This window comes from Streptomyces sp. NPDC037421, from assembly GCF_055602105.1.
Map to the genome: position 1 here is coordinate 84,968 of NZ_JBVJWV010000001.1, position 23,970 is coordinate 108,937.

15 protein-coding genes are annotated in these 23,970 nt (G+C 76.0%); 11 read left to right on the forward strand and 4 right to left on the reverse strand.

Annotation, left to right across the window (positions count from 1 at the left end):
- The first annotated feature begins 106 nt into the window (after positions 1-106).
- Together ACZ7IF_RS00370 and ACZ7IF_RS00375 are read left to right on the forward strand one after the other, a co-directional pair.
- Entirely contained in the window at positions 107-832 is a 726-nt protein-coding gene (locus tag ACZ7IF_RS00370; protein ID WP_470960855.1) for a TetR/AcrR family transcriptional regulator, read from the forward strand.
- Between the two features lie 406 nt (positions 833-1,238).
- Positions 1,239-2,246, forward strand: coding sequence for a LacI family DNA-binding transcriptional regulator (locus ACZ7IF_RS00375; RefSeq protein WP_470960857.1), 1,008 nt, complete (start codon positions 1,239-1,241; stop codon positions 2,244-2,246).
- 54 nt (positions 2,247-2,300) lie between these two features.
- On the opposite strand, the gene ACZ7IF_RS00380 is transcribed toward ACZ7IF_RS00375, so the two are convergent.
- Entirely contained in the window at positions 2,301-3,245 is a 945-nt protein-coding gene (locus ACZ7IF_RS00380; protein ID WP_470960859.1) for an alpha/beta hydrolase fold domain-containing protein, read from the reverse strand.
- 143 nt (positions 3,246-3,388) lie between these two features.
- Entirely contained in the window at positions 3,389-3,784 is a 396-nt protein-coding gene (locus ACZ7IF_RS00385) for a cupin domain-containing protein (protein WP_470960861.1), read from the reverse strand.
- A 148-nt stretch (positions 3,785-3,932) separates the two neighbouring features.
- On the opposite strand from ACZ7IF_RS00385, the gene ACZ7IF_RS00390 reads away from it, so the two are divergent.
- The 6 genes from ACZ7IF_RS00390 to ACZ7IF_RS00415 all read left to right on the forward strand — a co-directional run bounded on the left by ACZ7IF_RS00390 (position 3,933) and on the right by ACZ7IF_RS00415 (position 9,297).
- Complete coding sequence (locus tag ACZ7IF_RS00390; RefSeq protein WP_470962244.1) at positions 3,933-4,871, forward strand: helix-turn-helix domain-containing protein; 939 nt, start codon at positions 3,933-3,935, stop codon at positions 4,869-4,871.
- A gap of 152 nt (positions 4,872-5,023) precedes the next feature.
- Complete coding sequence (gene dacB / locus ACZ7IF_RS00395) at positions 5,024-6,637, forward strand: D-alanyl-D-alanine carboxypeptidase/D-alanyl-D-alanine endopeptidase (RefSeq protein ID WP_470960863.1); 1,614 nt, start codon at positions 5,024-5,026, stop codon at positions 6,635-6,637.
- A 46-nt stretch (positions 6,638-6,683) separates the two neighbouring features.
- Positions 6,684-7,007, forward strand: a complete 324-nt coding sequence (locus tag ACZ7IF_RS00400; protein ID WP_470960865.1) for a putative quinol monooxygenase — start codon at positions 6,684-6,686, stop codon at positions 7,005-7,007.
- Between the two features lie 46 nt (positions 7,008-7,053).
- Positions 7,054-7,788: a class I SAM-dependent methyltransferase gene (locus ACZ7IF_RS00405; protein ID WP_470960867.1), complete on the forward strand. Its 735-nt coding sequence runs from the start codon at positions 7,054-7,056 to the stop codon at positions 7,786-7,788.
- 117 nt (positions 7,789-7,905) lie between these two features.
- A complete protein-coding gene (locus ACZ7IF_RS00410; protein ID WP_470960869.1) occupies positions 7,906-8,280 on the forward strand; it encodes a VOC family protein in 375 nt (124 codons plus the stop codon).
- Positions 8,281-8,586: 306 nt separating this feature from the next.
- Positions 8,587-9,297, forward strand: coding sequence for a hypothetical protein (locus ACZ7IF_RS00415; protein WP_470960871.1), 711 nt, complete (start codon positions 8,587-8,589; stop codon positions 9,295-9,297).
- Positions 9,298-9,304: 7 nt separating this feature from the next.
- Here the strand turns inward: ACZ7IF_RS00415 and ACZ7IF_RS00420 are convergent, their stop codons facing one another.
- Both ACZ7IF_RS00420 and ACZ7IF_RS00425 read right to left on the reverse strand, forming a co-directional pair.
- Positions 9,305-10,549, reverse strand: a complete 1,245-nt coding sequence (locus tag ACZ7IF_RS00420) for a putative Ig domain-containing protein (RefSeq protein ID WP_470960873.1) — start codon at positions 10,547-10,549, stop codon at positions 9,305-9,307.
- A 110-nt stretch (positions 10,550-10,659) separates the two neighbouring features.
- Entirely contained in the window at positions 10,660-11,553 is an 894-nt protein-coding gene (locus tag ACZ7IF_RS00425) for a LysR family transcriptional regulator (protein WP_470960875.1), read from the reverse strand.
- 478 nt (positions 11,554-12,031) lie between these two features.
- Between ACZ7IF_RS00425 and ACZ7IF_RS00430 the strand changes: the two genes are divergently transcribed.
- The 3 genes from ACZ7IF_RS00430 to ACZ7IF_RS00440 are packed head-to-tail and all read left to right on the forward strand — an operon-like array spanning position 12,032 to position 23,967.
- On the forward strand, positions 12,032-18,790 hold the full coding sequence (locus ACZ7IF_RS00430) for an SDR family NAD(P)-dependent oxidoreductase (protein ID WP_470960877.1): 6,759 nt from the start codon (positions 12,032-12,034) through the stop codon (positions 18,788-18,790).
- A complete protein-coding gene (locus tag ACZ7IF_RS00435) occupies positions 18,783-23,648 on the forward strand; it encodes a type I polyketide synthase (protein ID WP_470960879.1) in 4,866 nt (1,621 codons plus the stop codon). The genes ACZ7IF_RS00430 and ACZ7IF_RS00435 overlap by 8 nt, the downstream gene beginning before the upstream one ends.
- The gene (locus ACZ7IF_RS00440; RefSeq protein ID WP_470960881.1) at positions 23,638-23,967 is read left to right on the forward strand and encodes an acyl carrier protein; all 330 of its coding nucleotides are present in this window, start codon (positions 23,638-23,640) and stop codon (positions 23,965-23,967) included. The genes ACZ7IF_RS00435 and ACZ7IF_RS00440 overlap by 11 nt, the downstream gene beginning before the upstream one ends.
- The last annotated feature ends 3 nt before the right edge of the window (positions 23,968-23,970 follow it).

Below are 23,970 nucleotides of genomic sequence, written 5' to 3' on the forward strand. Positions count from 1 at the left end.
GTCGTCGACGAGGCGCGATCGCCTCATGGATGCACACCGTGCAAAAACTATACGGCGTGAAGTAAAGATACGGCACTCGGGAAAGTGACTCTGTAGAGTGGCCGTCGTGGGAAGCACCAAGGGGCGCCGCGAGCGGCTGCGGGCCGAGACGACGGCCGAAATCAAGAAGGTCGCACTGGAGTTGATGGCCTCGGGCGGGCCCGACGCGATCACCCTGCGCGCCATCGCGCGCGAGATGGGCATGACCGCCAACGCCATCTACGGCTACTTCGCCACGCGCGACGACCTGGTGACCACGCTGATCAGCGATGTGTACACGTCGCTGGCCGATGCCGTGGACGCCGCCTGGGACGCGGCCCCCGCCGCGGACCCGGCCGCCCGGATCCGGGCCTGGGCACACGCCTTGCGGAACTGGGCCCTGGCCAGCCCCGAGGGCTTCCGCCTCGTGTACGGCGACCCCGTGCCCGGCTACCAGGCCCCGCCGAACGGTGCCGCCCCCGACGCCGCCCGCCGCGTCTGCCTCGGACTCACCGCCCTCGCGGCCGCCGCCTGGCCGTACGCCGAACCCCTGCACTCGGGCGGCGACTTCCAGTGGTCCGATTTCGAGGCCCCGCTCCTCGACAAGGTCCGCCCGGCGTTCCCCGGCCTGCCCCCGGCCGCCGTGGCCCTGGCCATGCGCCTCTGGGGCCGGCTGCACGGCCTGGTGACCCTGGAGGTCTACGGGCACCTGCGCACCCAGACCCCCAGCCCGGACAAGCTCTTCCGCGCGGAACTGGACGACCTCGTCCGCTCCCTGGGCATCCCGGCCGACGGGCATAAGCGGAACGGATGAAGGCCGGGCGGGGGCAGCAAGAAGGCCCCGGTCTCCGCGAGGAGGCCGGGGCCTTGATCGAGCGCTGGGCAGGCCTTGCACCTGCATTCCCCCACGGGAAGTGGGGTGTCTTTCCTTGGACCACCAACGCCGGTCCCGTCACCGTGTCTTACGGCGGCGAGCTCGAGATCAACTATAGCCCACGAAACAGGAAGCTCCGCTACCGCACCTTCACCGCGCGGAGCGCGCAGACGTGCGGGACGTACGGCCCGGCCGGGAGGCGGAAGCGGCCGCGGCCGTGCTCGTGCGCGTGCAGGAACTCCGGGCGCAGGCCCGCGGCGGTCCGGGCGTCCCGGGCTTTCGGCCTTGACGCGTGTAACCTGAACGGGAGGGCAGCACCGGGCTACAGAGAGCGATGAAGCGCGCCATGGCCACAGAGGCATCGGCTCCCGCGTCGGCCACCAGCGCGGACGTCGCCCGGCTGGCCGGGGTGTCACGCGCCACGGTCTCCTTCGTGCTCAACGACACCCAGGGCCACCGGGTCAGCGAGGGCACCCGGGCGCGGGTGCTGGCCGCCGCCGCGCAGCTCGGCTACGTGCCGAACGCGGCCGCCCGGTCCCTGCGCGCGGGCCGCAGCAACCTGGTCCTGATGCCCGCCTCCGTCTCGGCGGTCGGGCGCCTGGTGAGCGAGTGGGTGGACGATCTGGTCAGCGAGCTGGAGCGGCACGGCTACACCACCGTCATGCACGCCGGCCGTTTCGAAGGTCCGCTCGAAGCCGCCCGCGCCTGGGCCGAGTTGCGGCCGGCCGCGGTGCTCTCCCTCGACGGCGACCGCCTCACCGCGCGGACGGCCGAGGTGCTGCGCCGCGCCGGGGTGCGCGGGATGCTCGCCTTCGCCTCGCACCCGGTGGACGGGGTCCACACCATCGCCTTCGACCACACCTCCGTCGGCGCGACCGCGACCGAGCACCTCATCGCCCGGGGCCGGACCCGGATCGGCGTGGTCATCCCGCGCGAGCGCGGCCTCGGCACCCTCGCCCGGCCGCGGCTGGCCGGCGCCGAACAGGTCGCCGCGCGGCACCCGGTGACCGTCACGCCCGTCGAGCTGGCCTACACCCGGGAGTCCGCGACGGCGCTGGCCCGCCGGTGGAGGGAGCTCGGCCTGGACGGCGTCTTCGCGTACAACGACGAGTACGCCGCCCTGCTGATCCACGCGCTGATGGCCGAGGGGATCTCCGTACCGGACGAGGTGGCCGTGGTGGGCTGTGACGACCTGGTGCTGTCGGCGCTCCAGCGGCCCGCGCTCACCAGCGTCGCGCTGGAGCTGCCCTCCGCCGCTTCCGTGGCGGACGCCCTGCACGCGCTGGTCGCGCAGGGCACGGCACCGCCGGTCCCGGGCATCGAACCGGTCCTGGTGCACCGCCAGTCCTCCTGAGGCGGCGGCCGGGCTACGGCACGCGGGAACAGGCCTCTCGCTCAGGGGCGCGGCTCAGGCGCCCAGGTGGCGGGCGAGGAAGGCCACGCTGCGGGTCACGATCGGGGCGACGTCCGGGATGCCGAGGAAGATGTGGTCGGCGCCCTCCACCGGCTCCAGTACGCATTCCCCGCCGGCCGCGCGCAGCGCCGCGTCGAGCGCCTCGCTCTGGCCGTAGGGGACCAGGCCGTCCCGCGTGCCGTGGATCAGCAGGAACGGCGGCGCGCCGGATCCGCCGGCGGCGTACGTCACCGGGCTCGCCGCGCGGGCCAGCGCCGGCCGCTCCTCCTCGGTGCCGCCCAGCAGCGCGTCGGTGGGGTCGGGGAACTCCCCGCCCGGCGGCATCGGCGGCAGGGGGTGCCCGCGCAGGGCGACCAGGTCGGACACCCCGTACCAGTCGACGACGGCCCGCACCGAGGTGTCGCCGCCGCCGACGCCCTCGGTGCCCTCCAGGGCGGCGGCGCCGGGGGTGTGCGGGCCGGTCAGGCCGGCGAGGGCGGCGAGGTGGCCGCCCGCGGACTCCCCCCAGACCGCCATCCGGTCCGGGTCGACGCCGAAGACGCCGGCGAACTTCCGGACGTAGCGGATGGCGGCCTTCACGTCGTGCAGCTGCGCCGGGAAGGGGGCTTCGAGGCTGTGCCGGTAGTCGATGGAGACCAGCGCCAGCCCGGCCGCCAGCACCGTGCCGTGCAGCAGTCCGGCGGGGACGGTCGGCGGCGGGTAGCGCCGGTCGCCCTCCAGCCAGCCGCCGCCGTGGATCCAGACCACGGCCGGGACGGGGCCCCGCGCGGTGGCGGGCACCAGGACGTCCAGCAGCCGCGGCCGGTAGCCCGGCCGGGTGGCGTAGGTGACCCCGTCGAAGCGGCGTAGGCCGTCCTCGGCGACCACGGGCGGCACGGGCACCCGGAAGGGAGGGGGCGGCCAGGCCATGTCGGGCTCGGCCGGGAGCGATTGCGTCATTGCGGCCCTTTCACGCGAAGCTGCTCGCCGTCCAGTCCGGTGTTACACGTGTAACACCGGACTGTAGCCAGCCGCGACCAGGGCCACAAGACGGCCCCTACGGGCGGGTTCCCGCTCCCGTGCGCTTACACGGGCACCAGGCCTCAGCCGTCGAGGGGGTGCCCGGTCGTGGCGTCCACATGGTCCGGGACCTCGTCGTGGCGGTCGCCCACGGTCGGTGTCCCGGCGGGTTCGAACATGAGGATGGCGGCCCCCGACGGCGCTGACGGCTTGTGCTCCGTGCCCCGGGGAACGGTGAAGGCCGCCCCGCGCGGAAGCAGGACCGTGCGCTCCCCGCCGGACTCGCGCAGGGAGATGTGCAGCTCTCCGTCGAGCACCAGGAAGAACTCGTCGGTGTCGTCGTGGGCGTGCCAGATGTGTTCGCCCTCGACCTTCGCGATGCGGACGTCGTAGTCGTTGACGCGCGTGACGATGCGGGGGCTCCACAGGGCGTCGAAGGAGGCAAGGGCCTTGGCCAGGGAGACGGGTTGGTTGCTCATGGACTCATGCTGCGCCGTTCCGCACGGCAGGGGTGAGTGCTAGGAATCGCATATGCCGAAAGAATCCTCGCACGCTGCTTCCTCGCACGCCGCCGCGCACACCGCCCCGCCCGCACCGCGCCCGACGGGCGGCGCGCACCGGGTCGTCGTGATCGTCGACGAGAACTCGAACCCCTTCGAACTCGGCTGCGCGACCGAGGTCTTCGGCCTGCGCAGGCCGGAGACCGGCCGTGACCTCTACGACTTCACGCTCTGCTCCCCCGTGCCCCGCACGCTGATGCGCGACGGGTTCTTCACGCTCACGGGGGTGGCCGGGCTGGAAGCGGCCGATGCGGCGGACACCCTCATCGTCCCCAACCGCCCCGACACCGAGGTGCCCCGCCGCCCGGCCGTGCTCGACGCCGTACGGCGGGCGCACGCGCGGGGCGCGCGCCTGGTCGGCTTCTGCAGCGGCGCCTTCACACTGGCCGAGGCCGGAGTGCTCGACGGCCGCCGGGCCACCGCGCACTGGCAGTGGGCGGACTCCTTCCGGGCCCGGTTCCCCTCCGTCCGCCTGGAGCCGGACGTGCTGTTCGTGGACGACGGCGACATCCTCACCGCCGCGGGGAGCGCGGCCGCGCTCGATCTCGGGCTGCACGTGGTCCGCCGCGACCACGGAGCGGAGGTCGCCAACTCCGTGAGCCGGCGGCTGGTCTTCGCGGCCCACCGGGACGGCGGCCAGCGGCAGTTCGTGGAGCGCCCCGTCCCCGACCTGCCCGACGAGTCCCTGGCGCCCGTCCTGGCCTGGGCCCAGGAGCGGCTGGACTCGCCGCTCACGGTCGCCGCCCTCGCCGCGCGCGCGGCGGTCAGCCCGGCGACGCTGCACCGCCGCTTCCGGGCGCAGCTGGGAACGACGCCGCTGGCCTGGCTCACGGGGGAACGGCTCGCCCTGGCCTGCCGGCTGATCGAACGGGGCGAGTCCCGCATGGAACTGGTCGCCCGGCACAGCGGGCTCGGCACCGCCGCCAACCTGCGCGCGCTGATGCGGCGCGGGACGGGCATCACCCCGTCGGCGTACAAGCGGCGGTTCGGGCCGGCGGCCGGCTGAGCAGGGGGCATCCCCGCAGGCGGTACGCGGCCGGTCCGGCCGGCCGGGTCCGCTACGGCAACCGGGTGACATGCGGGCCGCAGGGGGGCGTGGCACGCTGTTGACGGGGCCCGGGCCGCTGCGGAAGGCAGCCGCGACGAACGGAGCGCGCCGTGGGAAGTCCGATCCTGCCCGTGGCGCTGCGGCGCCGGGTGGCCGGCTGCTGCGCAGCCCTGCTGCTGATGGCCCTCACCCCGGGGACGGGCGCCCGCGCGGCCCCCTCGCCGTCGCCCGCGCCGTCGCCCTCCGAGGGCGGTCTCGACCCCCGCATCACGGAGATCATGCGCAAACCCGAGTACCGCCACGCCCAGTGGGGGCTCCTGCAGACCGGGCCGGGTGACGGCCGGGTGCTGCACAGCCTGTTCCCCGGGCAGTTCTTCATACCCGGCTCCACCGCGAAGCTGTTCCCCGTCTCCGCCACCTGGCAGACCCTCGGCCGGGACCACCGCTTCGTGACCCCCCTCTACGCGGTCGGGCAGCGCGCCGGGGCCACCCTGACCGGCGACCTCGACCTCGTCGCCCAGGGCGACCTCACCCTCGGCGGCCGGACCCGGCCCGACGGGACGGTCGCGTACACGGACCTCGACCACACCTACGCCAACGACTTCCCCGGCGCCACCCTCACCCCGGAGAACCCGCTCGCCGGGATCGACCAGCTCGCCCGGCAGGTCCGCGAGGCGGGCATCACCCGCGTCGAGGGCGACGTGGTCGTCGACAGCCGGCTCTTCGCCCCCGACCCGGAGCTCGATCCCGTACCGACGCCGCTCATCGTCAACGACAACCTCATCGACCTGCTGACCACCCCCGGGGACCGGGCGGGCGCGGACGCCCGGCTGGACTGGCGGCCCGAGGTCGCCCCGTACGAGGTCACCTCGACCGTGAAGACCGTCGCGGCCGGGAAGCCGACGGACATCACGGTGACGGCCGACGGCTCCGGCACCCGCATCCGGCTGTCCGGCACCATCGCCGCGGACGCCCGGCCGCTGCTGCGCACCTCCCCGGTCACGGACCCGGCCGCGTTCGGCCGGACGGCGCTGATCCAGGCGCTCGGCCGGGCCGGGGTGGAGGTCACCGCCGCCGCGACGGGGCCCAATCCGGTCGCCCGGCTGCCGCGCGACTACGCGGGCCGGCCGCGCGTGGCCGCGTACACCTCACCCCCGTACGAGCAGTACGCGAAGCTGATCCTGAAGGTCAGCCACAACCTCGGCGCCAACCTCGCCGTCTGCCTGCTGGCCGTCACCACCGGCAGCCGCCAGTGCGCCGACGGCTTCCCGGTGCTCGCCGGCTTCCTGGACCGGGTGGGCGTGGACCGCGAGCAGGTGGCGCTGATGGACGGCCGGGGCGGCAACCCCGCCGACCGGGTCACGCCCCGGGCGCTGGTGCGGATGCTGGCGTACTGGCAGGGCACGCCGGACGCGCGGCGGTTCCGGGAGGCGCTGCCCGTCCTCGGGGTCGACGGGCTGCTCGCGGAGAACTGCCGCGACTGTCCGGCGCGCGGCAAGGTGTTCGCGAAGACCGGCGCGGCCGTCGGCGGCGACCTCCTCAACGACCGGCTCTCGGTGGGCGCCATCACGATCGCCGGCTACCTGGACAAGGGCGGCGGGCGCTTCGACACCTTCTACGCGGGCGTCACGGGCGCGATGACCGCGACCGCCGACCCCGAGGAGGTGGTGGGCATCGCCAACGACCTGGCCCTGATCGCCGCCCACCTCCAGGAGTCGCCCTGACCGGGTGGCGGCCGTCCGCCACCGGGCCCGTGCCTACAATGGCTGAATGATCTTCATTGTGGTGAAATTCGCCGTCAAGCCCGAATACGTGGACCAGTGGCCGGAGAAGGTCGCGGAGTTCACCCGCGCCACCCGCGCCGAACCGGGCAACCTGTGGTTCGAGTGGTCCCGCAGCCTGGAGGAGCCGGACACCTACGTCCTGGTCGAGGCGTTCCAGGACGGCGCGGCCGAAGCGCACGTCACCTCCGAGCACTTCGCCAAGGCGCTGGAGACCATGCGCCCGCTGGTGACCCGTACGCCCGACATCGTCAGCACCACCATCGAGGGCGCCACCGGCTGGAGCCGGATGGGCGAGCTCCAGGTCGACTGAGCCGCGCCGCCCGGGGCCTCTTGACCGGCGGTCCATGATGGACGGTATGACGACCGGATCCCGTGCTCGTTCCTTCGGTTCCGCGGCGGCGCGCTACGCCGAACACCGGCCCTCCTATCCGGCCGCGCTCTTCGACGCCGTCGAGGAGCTGGCCGGCTTCCCGCTGTCCGGCGCCCGCGTGGCCGACGTCGGCGCGGGGACGGGGATCGCGAGCGCGCTCCTGCACGCCCGCGGGGCCCGGGTGGTGGCGGTGGAACCCGGGGAGGGCATGGCCGCCGAGTTCCGCCGCCGCAACCCGGGGATCCCGCTGGTGCGCGGGGACGGCGACCGGCTGCCGCTGGCCACGGCGGGCACCGACCTGCTGACCTACGCGCAGTCCTGGCACTGGACGGACCCCGCCCTCTCCGGCCCCGAGGCCCTGCGCGTCCTGCGGCCCGGGGGCGCGCTGGCCGTCTGGTCCAACGACCCCGACACGGACGTGGAGTGGATCGCCGGGCAGCAGGCGCGCATCGAGAAGCACTTCGGCCCCGGCTGGTACGTCAACGAGCCGGCCCGGTCGCTGCCCGGCCTCCGCTTCACCGCCCGGCGGCTGAACTGGTCACGCCGGATCTCCGTCGAGGCCCACTTGGGCAAGCTGTCCACGCACTCGCTCTTCCTGGTGGGCGAGCCGGGCACGGACGCCTTCCTCTCCGCCGAACGCGCCCGCCTGCTCGCCCTCTTCCCGGACGGCCGGCTCCGCGAGCACTACACGGTCAGGCTCGGCCTGGCGGTACGCCCGTAGCGGCCCTGCTCCCATCGGGGGTATTCCGGGCCGCCGGGCCGGTTCGCGGCGGTGTCCGGGGCGGTGCTGGTGAACACTCGTAGCGCCCTGATCCGGGGGCACGGGAGAGGACGGCACGTGTTCACCAACACCAAGGCATTCAGCGGATTCGCCGTGAACGACCTCCAGCAGGCGAGGGAGTTCTACGGCGAGACCCTCGGCCTGCGGGTCACCGAGCAGAACGGCATGCTCGCCCTGCACATCGCGGGCGGCACCGAGATCCTCGTCTACCCGAAGGCCGACCACACCCCGGCGGGCTTCACCGTGCTGAACTTCCCGGTCGACGACATCGACGCGGCGGTCGAGGAACTGACCCGCCGCGGTGTCAGCTTCGAGCGGTACCCCGGGTTCACCCACGACGACAAGGGGATCGTCCGCGAGTCGGGCGGCCCGCAGATCGCCTGGTTCACGGACCCGGCCGGCAACGTCTTCTCCGTGCTCCAGGAGCCGTAGCACCGGGCCCCGCCGAAAGCGGAAGACCCCGGTCTCCGCGAGGAGACCGGGGCCTTCGGTCGAGCGCTGGGCAGGCCTTGCACCTGCATTCCCCCACGGGAAGTGGGGTGTCTTTCCTTGGACCACCAACGCGCGTCCCGTCCACCGCGTTCCGCGGCGGCGAGGTCGAGATCAACTATACGGCACGCGAGGGGCCGGCGAAACCGAGTGACACCGGGGGCCGGCGGAGGTCAGCCTGGCCCGATGACCGATGAATCCTTTGAATCCTTAAACGTCCTGCGCCTCTGCGTCAGGAACGACCCCTCAATGACCCCCTACGAGGACCTTGAGATCCGCCCGCTGATCGACGGGGTGGACGTGATCGAGGAGGCGTTCGAAAGCGAGGATTACGGCGTCCGGTGCGGCAATCCCAGGGACTGGCTCCTCCCCGGCGGGCCGTTGTCGGTGGGCGACAGGCCGCACCGGGTGGATTTCGCCGAGCGGTGGTGCGGTTGCCACGACTTGCTGTACCTCACGCTGCGGCGCGACGGCGACACGGTCGTGTGGAGCTGGAAGACGGCCGAAGAGGGGGTTCCCGAACTGCCCGAGTACCGCTTCGACGCTGCCCGCTACGACGCCGAGCTGGAGCGCGCCCGCCGGGACGGCGGCTGGGAGTGGCCGGCGCAGACGGTCTCGCGCCTGGTGCTCGACGGGCTGCGCGGCGAGAGGCGGTGGCTGGAGCACTGGTCGTGCGAGCTCGGCCACGTGTGGACGGGCCCGGAGCACCCGGGGCAGGTGCTGGTCTACTTCTTCCGCGCCGAGCGGGACCCGGACGGCGGGTACCGGCACGCCGAGGAGTTCGGCATGAAGACGGCGGTCACCGACGAGGACCCCGCCCGCCAGGCCGACCGGATCGTACGGTCCTTCCTGGCCGGCGATCCCCGGACGGCGGACGGGTTCCGGTCGTACCCGATGGAGGAGCTCGGGTACGGGCACTACCACGGGGAGGGGCCGATGCCCTGGAAGACGTACCTGTAGTCCGTGCTCAGAACCAGTTGACGGTGAGGGCGAAGGACGTGCCCGCGCTCGCGCCGGCGGAATCGGTCGCGGTGACGGTGACCTGGGCCGTGCCGGTGCTCCAGGGCTTGCCGGTGATGCGGCCGGAGGCGCTGTCCAGGTTCAGGCCCCAGGGCAGGCCGGCGGCGGCGAAGCGGAGGGGCTGCTTTCCGCCCGTGGCGGCGAGCTGGACGGTGCAGGGCTGGTTGAACCTGCACGTCCGGGGCCCGGGGTTGGCCAGCTTCAGGTCCCCCGGGGTGGGTGTCGGAGTGGGCGTGGGGGTGGGCGTCGGGGTCGGAGTGGGTGTCGGGGTGGGGGTGGTGCCGCAGCCCGGGGTGGCTTCCGGGGGGAGGGTGACCTGCCAGATCTGGGGGTCGTTCTCCGAGCCGACCAGGAGGTGCGCGCAGTCCGCGTACGTCACCGTCTCGCCCTGGGACTGGGCCGGGAGGGGCACCTCCGCGAGTCTGGTGCCCGATGTGTCGTAGACCGAGGCCGTGTTGGCGCCCAGCGGGCCTCCGCTGCGCAGCGTGTACGAGGCGCCCGTCGGGGAGAAGGCGCCGTCCGTGGCGAAGACCGGGCCGGGCCGGACGGCGGTGAGGGTGTTGACCTGGCCGGTGACCGGCGGGAGCGGGGCCTGGTAGAGCTGGCCGGCGGCACCGATCAGCTTGCTGGCCACGAGGATCCGGCCGGTGGCCGGGTCGGTGAGCAGGGATTCGGCGTCGTGCTTGCCGTCGGCGTAGGCGAACCGGTACGTCACCGGGGTGACGGTGGCGTCGGCGAGCCGCTCCGGCTCGGGGAAGCTGTGCACGGCGATCTCCGCGCGGCTGCCGAAGTTGTCCCCGATGTCGCCGACCAGGACGGCCGGGCCGCCCGCGGCGTCCTTGCCGATCGCCAGCCCCTCCCAGTCGGTGTTGCCGACGCCCGAGACGGTGAGGGTGGCCTTGAGCACCCCGGTGGCGCCGGTGCAGTCGATGGCGAAGACCTGGTTGGTGTTGCCGCTGTCGTTGACGGCGTAGAAGACGCCGGGGTGCCTGCGGCTCATCGCGAGGCCGCTGATCTCGGTCATGCCCCCGGGCAGGGTGCACTTCTTCTCGGGGGCGAGGGCGGCGGCCCGGGTGGCGGACGGCGCCGGGGAGGCGGTGGCGTCCGCCATCCATGCCACCGCCGGCAGGAGCGTGGCGAGGGCGGCGGTCGCGAGGGCGGCGGCCCTCGGGGGTGTCAGGAGTCCGGTCATGCGGACCATGTGAGGCGGCGGCGCCGGGCAACACCAGCCTCGGACACCTCCCGTTCGAGCATCGTTCAATGCCGCCCCGGCATGGGCACGGCGCCTGCCGCGCCCACGGCTCAGCGCTCCGGTTCCCGCACGGGTGCCTTGTGGCCGGCGTGGGCGATGAACGCGCGGGCCGCCCGGCTCAGCGGGCGGCGGGCGTGTGCGATGCCCACCGGGCGAAGCAGCGCCGGGGTGAAGGAGCGGATCTCCGCCCTGCTGCCGAAGGCTCTGGCCACCACGTCCCGGTACCAGATGAGGGAGCCGCGGCCGTCGGTCACGCCCGTCACCCAGGCGAGGCGTTCGTCGACTTCGAGGGAGGGCACGGGGCGGACGCCCATGCAGCTGAACATGGCCTCCATCTCGGTGCGGCGGCCGGTTCCGGGGGTGGGCAGCACCATGGGGAGCCCGTCGAGCATGCGCAGGGGGACGGGGTGCGGCAGCCGGGTGCCGATCGGCGAGATCAGCACCACCTCGCGCTCCTGGATGAAGTGCGTGGACAGTTCCTTGTCGACGGGCAGGTCGACCAGGGCCAGTTCGGCCCGTCCCCGGGTGAGTTCCTCGACGAGGGCTTCGCGGCTGTCGTGCTTCTGGAGCCGGATGTCCACTCCGGGGTGGCGCCCGGTGAAGCCGGTGATCAGGTCGGTGGCCAGGTCGAGCGCGAGGGTGGGGGTGGTGACGAGGGTGAACGCGGCCCGTGAGTCCTTGCCGTGCGGGGTCCCGATGTCGTCGATGGCTTCGACCGCGTTGAGCACGGTACGGGCCAGCCGGACGACCCGGGCCCCCTCCGGTGTGAGGTCCACCCCCCTTCCCCGGCGGGCCAGCAGTTCGACTCCGAGGTCGCGTTCCATGGCCTGGACCGCCCGGGACAGGGCCGACTGCGCGACGAAGACCGAGGCGGCCGCGCCGGTGATGGACCGGCAGTCGGCTACGGCGACGAGGTAGCGGAGTTGCGCGAGGGTGGGGGTCATGTGCGGACGGTAACGGCGTGAGCATGGACCTGTAAGGGCCGGTGGGTGAACAACTGCCGCCGGGTCCGGGGTCGGCTCCATACCGGCTCGGCGGCAAGACATGCCGGGGCGGCATGAGCCCGGCCGGAAGCCCTACGCCGACCCGTGCGCGGGGCCCGTCCGCCCGGCCGGGAAAGGCGCAGGCCAGCGGCGGGGCGGGGGCCCGCGGCAGGCCCGGCCGGGGCGGCGGCCGGGTGCGCCGGAGGTCCGGGCGGGGCGAAGCAGCGTATTCCGTATGGCTGTTGACAGTGTGCGGTGCCCCCCGCACGATGCATCGCGGCGTCCGGGCGTTTGACCATGGTTCAAGCCGGTCGCGCCGCCCGGCCGGGGCCGCGCCCGGCGCCACCCGCACGACCGGCACCGCCCTTTCCTCATCGCTCTCCCCCGTTCTTCCGCCCTGTACTGCGCCATGTCACACAGCACTGGAAGAGGAGCGCTCGTGACCCTCCCGCACCCGCAGTCCGCCGCCGCCCGTGAACTGGTCGTCGCGGTCAGTCCGTTCGAGGAGCCGAACCCGGCGATCGTGACCGCGGCCGAACGCGCCGGCTCCCTCGGCCTGCTCGACCTCGGCCGGGACCCGGACGCCGCACGGCGCGCCTTCGCCGAACTGGCCCGCCGGCTGGGGGGCGGGAGCGGCGCGGGAGGCGGCGGCGGCCGGTACGGGGTGCGGGTCCCCCCGGGGTGCCCCACCGGCCCCGGCGAACTGCCGCCCGAGGTCGACACCGTGCTGCTCGCCGACCCGGCCGCCCACACCCGGGAGCAGGTGGCCGCCTGGGCCGCGGCGCCCGGCCGGCCCCGCGTCTGGGCGGAGGCAACCAGCCGGACCGAGGCCGCGGCGGCCGTCTCCGCCGGGGTGTCCACGCTGGTCGCCAAGGGCCACGAGGCAGGGGGCCGGGTCGGCGGGGCCACCACCTTCGTGCTGCTCCAGCAGCTCCTGGCGGGCTCCGGGCCCGGGGTGCCCGTGCTGGCCCTGGGCGGGATCGGGCCGCACACGGCGGCCGCGGCCGTGGCGGGCGGCGCCGCCGGGGTGGTGCTCGACGTACAACTCGCCCTGACCGCCGAGGGAGAGGAGGCGCTGCCCGCCGAAGTGGCCGCGGCGCTGCGGGCCATGGACGGCTCGGAGACCCGGCTGCTGGACGGGCACCGGGTGTTCACCCGCCCCGGCCTGCCCGCACCCCCCGCCGGGCCGGTGTCCGCCCTGCTGGGCGCCCGCGGCCTGCGGGCGCAGCTGCTGCCCGTCGGCCAGGACGGGGCTTCGGCTGCCCGGCTGGCGGCCCGTCACCGCACCACGGGCGGGGTGGTCCGGGCCGTGCGGGCGGCCGTCACCGGGCACCTGGAGGCCGCCGTACGGGCCCGGCCGCCGGAGCGCGCCCTGTCCGTCGCGCAGGGGCCGATGACCCGGGTGAGCGATCAGGCCCGCTTCGCGGAGGCGGTGGCCGCCGGGGGCGGGGTCCCGTACCTCGCGCTCGCGGTGATGGAGGGCCCGGACGTACGCCGGCTCCTGGCCGAGACCGCCGAACGGCTCGGGGACCGCCCCTGGGGCGTGGGCCTGCTGGGCTTCGCCCCGGAGGAGCTGCGGCGGGAGCAGCTGGCGGCCGTGGCCGGGGCCCGCCCGCCGTGGGCGGTCATCGCCGGCGGCACCCCCGCGCAGGCGGCCCCGCTGGAGGCGGCCGGGATCCGGACGCACCTGCACGTGCCGTCGCCCGGACTGCTGGAACGGTATCTCGCCGAGGGGGCGCGGCGGTTCGTGTTCGAGGGGATGGAGTGCGGCGGGCACGTGGGGCCGCGCGCCTCGTTCCCGCTCTGGGAGGAGCAGATCGAGCGGCTGCTGGCCTGCCCCGAACCACAGGCCCTGGACGTGCTGTTCGCGGGCGGCATCCACGACGAGCGCTCCGCCGCCATGGTGGTGGCGGCCGCCGCTCAGCTGGCCGGACGGGGCGCGCGGACCGGCGTACTGATGGGCACCGCCTACCTGTTCACCGAGGAGGCCGTGGCCTGCGGGGCGGTGCAGCCGGTGTTCCAGCGGACGGCCGTGGAATGCGCGGACACCGTGCTGCTGCACACCGCTCCCGGGCACGCCACCCGTTGCGCGGCGACACCCTACGCCGAGGCCTTCGAAGCCGCGCGGCGGCGGCTGGAGCGGGACGGCACCCCGCAGCGCGAGGTGTGGGAGGAGCTGGAGCGGCTGAACCTGGGCCGGCTGCGGATCGCCAGCAAGGGCCTGCGCCGTACCCCGGGCGCCTGCGACGGGCGCGCCCTCGAGCCGGTCGGCGAGGAACAGCAGTACGCGGAGGGGCTGTTCATGCTCGGGCAGGCCGCCACCCTGCGCTCCGGGGCCACGACGGTGGCCGCGCTGCACGCGCAGGTGACCGAGGGGGCGACCCGGTTCCTGGAGCGGCGGGCCGCCGAGCTCTCGCCGCCGGCGGAGGCGGAGGCCGCGCCGGACCCGCTCGACGTCGCCATCGTGGGGATGGCCTGCGCCTACCCGGGCTCCCCCGACCTGGCCGGCTACTGGGCGCGGATCCTGGACGGCACGGACGCCGTGACGGAGGTGCCGGCCGAGCGCTGGGACCCGACGCTGTACTACGACGCCGACCCGGCCCGCGCGGGCGAGCGCACCCCCTCCCGCTGGGGCGGCTTCCTCGGCCCGGTGCCCTTCGACGCCCTCGCCCACGGGATCCCGCCCGCGTCGCTGGCCGGGATCGAGCCGGTCCAGCTGCTCGCCCTGGAGATCTCGGCGCGGGCGCTCGGGGACGCCGGCTACGGCCGGGAGCGGGAGTTCGACCGCTCGCGGACCTCGGTGGTCTTCGGGGCGGAGGCCGGTACCGAGCTGGCGGGCGCCTACGGGCTGCGGTCGCTGCTGCCCGGCTACCTGGGCTCGGTCCCCGAAGGCCTGGACGAGCAGCTGCCGCGGCTGACCGAGGACTCCTTCCCCGGGGTGCTCGCCAACGTCATCGCGGGGCGGGTGGCCAACCGGCTCGACCTGGGCGGCGCGAACTGCACCGTCGACGCCGCCTGCGCCTCCTCCCTCGCCGCGCTGGACCTGGCCTGCCGCCAACTGCGCGACGGGGACAGCGACATGGTGCTGTGCGGCGGGGCGGACCTGCACAACGGGATCAACGACTACCTGATGTTCTCCTCGGTCCGCGCCCTGTCCCCCGGCGGACGCTGCCGGCCCTTCGACTCGGCCGCCGACGGGATCGCGCTCGGCGAGGGCGTGGGCGTGCTGGTGCTCAAGCGGCTCGCGGACGCGGAGCGGGACGGCGACCGGGTGTACGCGGTCGTCAAGGCGGTCGGCGCCGCCAGCGACGGCCGGTCGCTCGGCCTGACCGCGCCCCGGCCCGAAGGCCAGCGCCGGGCACTGGAGCGGGCCTACGCCCGGGCCGGGGTCTCCCCGGCCGAGGTGGGCCTGGTCGAGGCCCACGGCACCGGCACCGTGGTCGGTGACAGCACCGAACTGGCCGTGCTGACCGAGGTGTTCACCGCATCCGGTGCGGTGCCGGGGTCATGCGCGCTGGGCTCGGTCAAGTCGCAGCTCGGGCACACCAAGTGCGCGGCCGGACTGGCCGGGCTGATCAAGGCGGCCCGGGCGGTGCACGCGGGCGTGCGGCCGCCCACCCTGCACATCGACACGCCCAACCCGGCCTGGGAGGAAGGGACCAGCCCGTTCTTCTTCGACGAGCGGGCCCGCCCCTGGGCCCTGCCGGCGCGGCGGCGGATCGCGGGGGTCAGCGCGTTCGGCTTCGGCGGCACCAACTACCACGCCGTGCTGGCCGGTTACGCCGGGGCCGCCGAGCCGGGGCACGGGCTGGAGGAGTGGCCGGCCGAACTGTTCTGCTTCCGCGGCGAGGACCGGCGGGCCGCCGGCCGGGCGATGGCGCGGCTCGCGGCCCGGCTGGAGGAGAACGACGCGGCCGGACGGCCGTGGAGCCTGCGGGACCTGGCGGCGGAGGCCGCCGCGTCGGGGCCGGGACCGGTACGGGTCGCGGTGGTGGCCTCCGACGTGGACGAGCTGGCCGCCCGGCTGGAGCGGGCCCGGGCGTTCGAGCCGGGCGCGGGGGTCCACGTACGGGAGGAGACGGCCGGTCCGGGTCTGCTGGCGTTCCTGTTCCCCGGGCAGGGCAGCCAGCGCCCGGGCATGCTGGGCGAGCTGTTCACGGCGTTCCCCGCGCTGCGCGGGCTGTTGGACGGGGCGCCGGGGACGGTGGTGTCGGCGATGTTCCCGCCAGCGGCCTTCGGCGCCGGGGGGCGGGCGGCGCAGCGGGCGGCGGTCACCGACACCCGGGTGGCCCAGCCGGCCCTGGGGCTGGCGGGGGCGGCGGCGCACCTGCTGCTCGGGCGGCTCGGCGTACGGCCGGACTGCGTGGCCGGGCACTCGTACGGGGAGCTCACCGCGCTGTGGGCGGCCGGGGTGTACGGCACGCCGGACCTGCTGCGGCTGAGCACGCGGCGCGCCGAGGCGATCCTGGCCGCCGCCGGGGCGGATCCGGGGGCGATGGCGGCGGTGCCGGCGGCCCCGGAGGAGGTGCGGGAGACCGTCGAACGCGCCGGGTGCGTGGTGGCGAACCACAACGCGCCCCGGCAGTGCGTCGTCTCGGGTCCGACGGCGGCGGTCGCCGCGGCGGTGGACGCCCTGCGGGAGGCGGGACTGGCGGCGGAGCCGATCCCGGTGGCCTGCGCGTTCCACAGCGGGGTGGTCGCGGGGGCGTCCGGGGCGCTGGCCGCCGAGCTGGCCGCCACGGAGATGGCCGGGGCCGCCGTACCGGTCTGGTCGAACACCACGGCCGGCCCGTACCCGGCGGGCGCCGATGCCGTACGGGAGCTCCTGGCCCGGCAGGTGGCGGAGCCGGTCCGGTTCACGGAGCAGGTGGAGGCCATGTACGCGGCCGGGGTGCGGACCTTCGTGGAGGCCGGGCCCGGGCGGGTGCTGTCGGGGCTGGTCGGCCGGATCCTCGGGGACCGGCCGCACACGGTGGTCCCGCTGGACGTGCCGGGCGAGCACGGCCTGACCCGGCTGGTCACGGCGCTGGCCGAACTGGCCGCGGCCGGGGTTCCGGTGGAGCCGGAGGAGCTGTTCCGGGGCCGGACCCGGCGGCTGCCGGAGCGGGCGCCGGGCAGGCCGGGCTGGCTGGTGGACGGGCACCTGGTGCGTACGGCCGACGGGGTGCCGGTCGCCGGGGGGCTGCGGCCGGCCCGGCGGGTGGCACTGCCGGCCGGGGCGGACGCCGCGCCGTCGGGCGGGGACCGCCGCGAGGAGGCGGTACTGGAGTACCTGCGCGGGACGCGCGAACTGGTCGAGGCACAGCGGGCCGTGCTGCTGGGGTACCTGGACGCGTCGGCCCCCGCGCGTCCCGGGGCGGGTCCGGCGGGGGCCGGGCCGCGCGAGCCGTACGCCGGCGCCGCCGCCGCTCCTGCGCCGGTGCCGGTGCCCGTGCCCGTCGTGGCCGAGGCCCCCGCGCCGCGTACGGCCGAGGAGGTGATGGACGCGGTCCTGGAGATCGTCCACGCCCGGACCGGATACCCCCGGGACATGCTCGACCCGGAACTCGACCTGGAAGCGGACCTGTCCGTCGACTCCATCAAGCGGGTGGAGATCATCGGGGCCCTGGCCGACCGCATCGGACTCCCGCAGGAGCCGGGCGGCTCCACCGGCTCCGCCGTCGAGGAGCTGTCCCGGATCAAGACCCTGCGCGGGATCGTGGACTGGATCGTCTCCCGCGCGGCCGCCGGCTCCGCCACTGCCCCGGGGCCGGAGCCCGTGGCGGCGCCGGCACCGGCACCGCTCGCGCGGCTGCGGGTCGAGGCGGTGCCGGTGGCCGCGGCCGCCGGGGACCCGGAGGCCCTGCGGGGCCTGCGGATCGGGGTCGTCGAGGACGGACAGGGTCTCGCGCCCGCCCTCGGCGGGGCGCTGCGGGAGCTGGGTGCCGAGGTGCGGCTCCTCGCCGGGGCGGAGGCCGGGTTCGACGGGATCGTCGACCTGTCCGCGCTGCGGGCCGGGGCCGAGCCGGTGCTGCCCGGGGCCTTCGAGGGGCTGCGGCAGGCCCTGGCCGGCGGGGCGGGGCGGCTGCTGCTGGTCACCGCGCCCGCGCCCGGGACGGCGGGGGCCGGTCTGCACGGGTTCGCCCGCAGCGCGGCGCTGGAGTTCCCCGGCACACTGGTCCGCGCCGTGGAGGTCCACCCCAAGGAGGACCCCGAGCGGACCGCCCGGCTGCTCCTGGCCGAGCTGGCCTGTGGGGCCTCCGACGGGGGTGGCGCCTCCGTCGGGTACGCCACGGACGGCACCCGCTTCGCCCGCCGGGCGGTGCCCGCCGCACTGGAGGCGTCCGGGCAGGACCTGCCGCTCGGCCCGGACGCGGTGGTGCTGCTCACCGGCGGGGCCCGCGGGATCACCGCCCGCACCGCCCTCGCGCTGGCCCGCGCCACCGGGTGCCACGTCGAGCTGCTCGGCCGTACGCCCGAACCACCGCCCGGGGAGGACGCGTTCGGGCAGGCGCGGGACCGGGTGGCGCTGCGGGCCGCGCTGATCGCCTCGGGGCTGCGCACCCCGGCCGAGATCGAGGCGGCCGCCTCGCGGATCCTCGCCGCGCGGGAGGTGCGGGCCGCTCTGGACGGACTCGCCGGGGCGGCGGCCTCCGTCCGCTACCACTGCGCGGACGTCACGGACGGGGCGGCCGTACGGGCCGTCGTGGCGGACGTCCGCGCCCGGCACGGGCGGCTCGACGGGATCGTGCACGGTGCGGGGGTGCTGCGGGACGGGCTTCTGCGCGAGAAGCGGGCGGCGGACTTCGCGGAGGTGTTCACCACGAAGGTGGCCGGCGCCCGGCACCTGGCGGCCGCGGCCGCCGAGCACGGGGAGGGGCCCGCGCCCCGGTTCCTGGCCCTGTTCGGCAGTGTCGCCGGTGTGTACGGCAACCGGGGCCAGAGCGACTACGCCGCCGCCAACGACGCCCTCGACGCGCTCGCGCACACCTGGGCGGAGTCCTTCCCCGGCCGGGTGCTGTCCGTGGACTGGGGGCCCTGGGCGGCGGAGGCGGGCGGCATGGTCACCCCGGAGCTGGAGCGGGCGTACGCCCGGCGGGGGATCCCGCTGATCGCGCCGGAGGCCGGGGCCGCCGCGTTCCTCGCCGAACTCGCGCACGGGGACGACGTACAGGTGGTCCTGGCGGCCGCCTCACAGGAGGGGCGGGGCGATGAGTGAGCGGCTGGGGCGCGGCCCGCGTCCGACCGACGCGGCGGTCGTCGGGATGGGCGCGGTGTTCCCCGGCGCCGGCGATCTGGCGGCGTACCGGCGCAACCTCCTCGCGGGTACGGACTGCATCGGCGAGGTGCCGCCGGAGCGGTGGGACCCGCAGGTGTACTACGACCCGGACGCCGCCTCCGGTCCGGCGGCCGGCGACCGGTTCTACTGCCGGCGCGGCGGCTTCGTCGACGGCCTGGCCGGGTTCGACCCGACCCGGTTCGGGATCATGCCGGCGGCCGTGGAGGGGGCCGAGCCGGACCAGATGCTGGCCCTGCGGGCGACGGCCGAGGCGATCGCGGACGCGGGCGGCGAGGAGCGGCTGCCGGCCGACCGGTCGCGGATCGGGGTGGTGCTGGGGCGCGGCGGGTTCATGGGGGTGGCCACGGCCCGGCTGGACCAACGGGTGCGTACGGCACACCAGTTGGCGCAGACCCTGCGGGAGCTGGCGCCCGAGCTGGGTGAGCGGCGGATCGCGGAGGTGCGGTCGGCCTTCCAGGAGGCGCTGGGCCCGGAGCGGCCGGACGCCTCGATCGGTCTGGTGCCGAGCTTCACCGCCGCCCGGACCGCGAACCGGCTGGACTTCCGGGGCCCCGCCTACACCCTGGACGCGGCCTGTGCCTCCTCGCTGCTGGCCGTGGACCAGGCGGTCGGGCTGCTGGCGTCCGGACGGTGCGACGCGGTGGTCGCGGGGGCGGTGCACCACTGCCACATCGCCACGCTGTGGAGCGTGTTCACTCAGCTGCGGGCGCTCAGTCCGAGCGAGCGGATCCGGCCGTTCGACCGCGCGGCCGACGGGACGCTGCTGTCCGAGGGCACCGGGGTGGTGCTGCTGAAGCGGCTGGCGGACGCGCAGCGGGACGGCGACCGGGTGTACGCGGTGGTCCGCGGAACGGGGGTGGCCGGGGACGGCCGGGCGGCGAGCCTGATGAGCCCCCTCGTCGCGGGCCAGGTACGGGCGCTGGAGCGGGCCTGGCGGGAGGCCGGGCTGGATCCGCGGGCGCCGGGGGCGCTGGGGCTGCTGGAGGCGCACGGCACGGGGACCCCGGTCGGGGACGCCGCCGAACTGGACACGCTGGCCCGGGTGTTCGGGCCGCCCGGGGCGGCGGCGGGGCCGGGGATCGGCTTCGGGTCGGTCAAGTCGGCGCTCGGGCACACCATGCAGGCCTCCGGTATGGCCGGGCTGATCAAGGCCGCGCTGGCGGTGCACGAGGGGGTGCTGCCGCCGACGCTGCACCTGGAGGACCCCCACCCGGAACTGGCCCGGACCCGGATGCGGCCGGTGACGGCCGCCGAGCCGTGGGAGCGCGGTCCGGCACCGCGCCGGGCCGGGGTCAACGCCTTCGGCTTCGGCGGGATCAACGCGCACGTGGTGCTGGAGGAGGCTCCGGCCACCGGGCGGGCGGCTCCCCCGGTGCGCCGGTTCTTGGCGCTGGGCGGCGGGGCCGCGCCCGTGGGGGCGGGCGCGCGGGGCGGCGTACTGCTGCTGGCGGCGGACACCCCGGCGGAACTGTCGGCCCTGCTGGCCGGGCCCTCGCCGGAGTCCGGCGGGGACGGGCCCTGCCGGGTCGCGGTGGCCGGGCCGACGCCGCAGCGGCTCGCGCTGGCCGCGAAGGCGGTGGCCCGGGGCCGGCCCTGGCGGGGGCGGGGGGACGTGTGGTTCAGCCCGGAGCCGCTGGGTGGCCGGGTGGCGTTCCTGTTCCCGGGCCTGGAGCCGGAGTTCGCCCCGGTGCTGGACGACGTCGCGGACCGGCTGGGCATGGAGCGGCCGCGCCTGACCCGGGGCGGCTCGCTGATCGAGCGGGCCCTGGACGCCATCGCGACGGGCCGCTTCCACGCCCGGGTGCTGCCCGCCCTCGGGATCGGGGCCGACGTGCTGGCGGGCCACAGCCTGGGCGAGTGGGCGGCCATGGTCGCCGCCGGCATGTACCCCGAGGACGCGGCCGACGCCTTCCTCGACTCGCTGCGTCCCGGCTCCCTCAAGGTCCCGGACCTCGTGTACGCGGCGCTGGGCTGCGGTGCCGGGCGGGCGCGGGCGGCGCTGCACGGGCTGGACGCGGTGGTGGTCAGCCATGACAACTGTCCGCACCAGTCGGTGATCTGCGGCGACCCGGAGCAGGTCGCGGCCGCGGCCGCCCGGCTGCGCGGCGAAGGGGTCCTGGGGCAGGAGCTGCCGTTCCGTTCCGGCTTCCACACCCCGATGTGGGAGCCCTACCTCGGCCAGGTCCGGGCCGCGTTCGGCCGGCTGCCGCTGGAGCCGGGATCCGTCCCGGTGTGGTCGGCCACCACCTGCGCACCGTTCCCCGCCGCCCCGGGGGACGTACGGGAGCTGGTGGTGCGCCACCTGCTGGAGCCGGTGCGCTTCCGCGAGCTGACGCTGCGCCTGTACGAGGAGCAGGGCGTCCGCAGCTTCGTGACCCTGGGCCCCGGCAGTCTGCCGGGCTTCGTCGAGGACACCCTCCGCGACCGGCCCCACCTGGCGGTCTCCACCTCCTCCGCCCGCCTGTCGGGCCTGGCCTCGCTGACCCGTACCTGCGCCGCGCTCTGGGCGGAGGGACACGCGCCGCGCTGGGAACTCCTGGCGCAGGGCGGGGCCGGGACACCGGCGGCGCGGGCCGGGGCCGAGGCGCCACCGGCGCGGGCCGAGGCCGAAGCACCACGGGCCGGGGCCGGTACGCCGACGGCGCGGGCCGGGGCCGGGACACCGGCGGCTCGGGCCGGGCTCGATACGGCGGCAGCGCAGGCCGAGGCCGAGGCGGCGGAGGCCGCCCCCGCCGGACCCCGCCGGGCGCGGTCCGCGCCTGCCGGGCCGGGGGCGGGCGGGATGCGCCTTGACCTCGGGTCGCCGCTGGTCCGGCTCGGCGATGCGGCCCGGGCGTCCCTGGGCGGACTCCTCACCCCGGCCACGGCCCCCGGCCACGGTCCGGCTGCCGCCCTGCCGCAGGTCCGGCCGGTCCTGCTGTCAGCCCTCGACGCGGTACTCGACGACACCCGTTCCGCCGCGCGCAGCGTCGCCGAGGCGTGGACGGCCGCCCGCCCGCCGGAACCGTCCGGACCGGGCCCCCGGTTCGGTGCGGGTGCGGGCCCGGGCACGGACCACGGCGCGGAGCCGGGCACGCACCCCGGCGCGGGCCCGGGTACGAGGCCCGGCACCGAGCCCGGCAGGCGGTCCGCCGCAGCGCCCGGCACGGGACCCGGCACGGGACCCGGCGTCCACGGCGCGGGGAGGGCCACGGGGAAGTACACCCTGCGGCTCTCGCTCGCCGCGCTGCCCGGCGTACGGGACCACTGCGTGTACCTCCAGCCCGACGGCTGGCCCGAGGACTCCGACCGGTTCCCGGTCGTGCCGATGACCACCATGCTGGAACTGGCGGCCGACGCCGCCCGGCGGTACGCGCCCGCCCGTCTGGCGGTGACCGGCTACGAGGACGTACGCGCCCTGCGGTGGCTGCCCGTCGAACCGGCCCTGGACGTCGAGGTCCTCGTCCGCGGCGAGGGCCCCGGCCGGTTCCGGGTGACGATCGGGGAGTACGCCTCGGCGGTCGTGCTGCTCGGCGAGCGGTACGGGGCGCCGCCCGGCCCCGACACGACGCCCCTGCGCGACCCGCGGCCCGCTCCGGTCAGCGCCGCCGCCCTCTACCGGGACCGGTGGATGTTCCACGGCCCGCGCTTCGCCGGCGTGCACGAGGTGCGGAGCGTCGGCTCGGACGGGATCGAGGGGGTGCTGAAGGCGCTCCCCGACCCGGGGGCCCTGCTCGACGCGGCGGGCCAGCTGTTCGGGCACTGGATGCAGCTGAGCCTGCCCGTGGACCGGCTGGTGTTCCCCGCCACCGTGGACCGCGTCCGCTTCTACGGGCCGCCGCCGGCCGCGGACGGGCTCGTCCGGGCCACGGCCCGGGTCCGCGAGGTCCAGGACGTCACCGTGCGCGGGGACGTCGAGCTGCGCCGGGCGGACGGCGGGGTGTGGGCCCGGATCGAGGGGTGGACCTACCGCCGGTTCGGGGCCGACGAACGCGTCTGGCCGATGAAGTTCACCCCCGAGGTGTGCGGCATCGGCGAACCGCAGTCCGGTGGCTGGTGCCTGGCCCGCAGGCGCTGGAGCGACCCCGCCTCGCAGGAGCTGGTGATGCGCCGGTACCTGGACGCCGCCGAGCGGGCGGCGTACGAGCGGCTGTCGCCGCGGGCCCGGGGGCCCTGGCTGCTCGGCCGGATCGCGGCCAAGGACGCGCTGCGGCAGCTGCTGTGGGACGGCGGCGCCGGACCGGTGTTCCCGGCGGAGGTGCCGGTCGGCAACGATCCGGCGGGCCGCCCGCTGGCGCTGGGGCCGCTCGCCGCCGGGTTCCGGCTGACGATCGCCCACAAGGACCGGATCGCCGTCGCCCTCGCCCGTCCCGGCCGGGCGGTGGGGATCGACGTGGAGCCGGTGGCCGCCGACCCGGACGCCCTGGTCCGCGTCGCGCTCGGGCCCGGGGAGCTCGCCCTCGCCGAGGCACTGTCCGGCACCTGGGCGGGCGCCCGGGGAGGCGGCGGCCTGCCGGCCGCGCTGACCGCCCTGTGGTGCGCCAAGGAGGCCGCCGCCAAAGCGGACGGCGGCGGGCTCGGCGGCCGGCCGAGGGAGTGGCGGGTGTCCGCGGACCCGGACGGTGACCCGTTCTCCGGGGACGGCTCCCTGATCGTGCGGTCCCCGGACGGCCGCCCGTACCCGGTACGCACCACCCTGCTCGGTTCCCCGCCGCCCGGCCACGTCGTCGCCTGGACCTGCGACGGCACACCGCCCACCGCCCCCTTCCACCTCACGGAGACACGCCATGGGAAATGACATCCTCGCCGAGATCACCGGCATGCTGGTGGAGATCGTCGGCGACGAGTACCTGCTCGCGGACGAGGTCACGATGAAGACGACGTTCAACGAGGACCTCGCCCTGGAGAGCATCGAGTTCGTCGCCCTCGCCGAGGCCCTGCACCACCGCTACGGGGCCGGGGTGGACCTGATGGGCTTCCTCGCGGAGAAGGACATGGACGCCATCCTCGCCATGTCCGTCGGTGAGCTCGTCACCCACATCGGGCGGATCACGCACGCCTCCCTCGCCCGCGGCGCGTCGGGGAATTCCGTCTCCTCCGCCGCCGTGGCCGGCTGAGCC

Coding starts and splice junctions, on each gene's coding strand:
- ACZ7IF_RS00375 (WP_470960857.1), top strand. CDS start 1,239: ATGGCCACAGAGGCATCGGCTCCCGCGTCGGCCACCAGCGCGGACGTC.
- ACZ7IF_RS00380 (WP_470960859.1), bottom strand. CDS start 3,245: ATGACGCAATCGCTCCCGGCCGAGCCCGACATGGCCTGGCCGCCCCCT.
- ACZ7IF_RS00385 (WP_470960861.1), bottom strand. CDS start 3,784: ATGAGCAACCAACCCGTCTCCCTGGCCAAGGCCCTTGCCTCCTTCGAC.
- ACZ7IF_RS00400 (WP_470960865.1), top strand. CDS start 6,684: ATGATCTTCATTGTGGTGAAATTCGCCGTCAAGCCCGAATACGTGGAC.
- ACZ7IF_RS00405 (WP_470960867.1), top strand. CDS start 7,054: ATGACGACCGGATCCCGTGCTCGTTCCTTCGGTTCCGCGGCGGCGCGC.
- ACZ7IF_RS00415 (WP_470960871.1), top strand. CDS start 8,587: ATGACCCCCTACGAGGACCTTGAGATCCGCCCGCTGATCGACGGGGTG.
- ACZ7IF_RS00420 (WP_470960873.1), bottom strand. CDS start 10,549: ATGACCGGACTCCTGACACCCCCGAGGGCCGCCGCCCTCGCGACCGCC.
- ACZ7IF_RS00425 (WP_470960875.1), bottom strand. CDS start 11,553: ATGACCCCCACCCTCGCGCAACTCCGCTACCTCGTCGCCGTAGCCGAC.
- ACZ7IF_RS00435 (WP_470960879.1), top strand. CDS start 18,783: ATGAGTGAGCGGCTGGGGCGCGGCCCGCGTCCGACCGACGCGGCGGTC.
- ACZ7IF_RS00440 (WP_470960881.1), top strand. CDS start 23,638: ATGGGAAATGACATCCTCGCCGAGATCACCGGCATGCTGGTGGAGATC.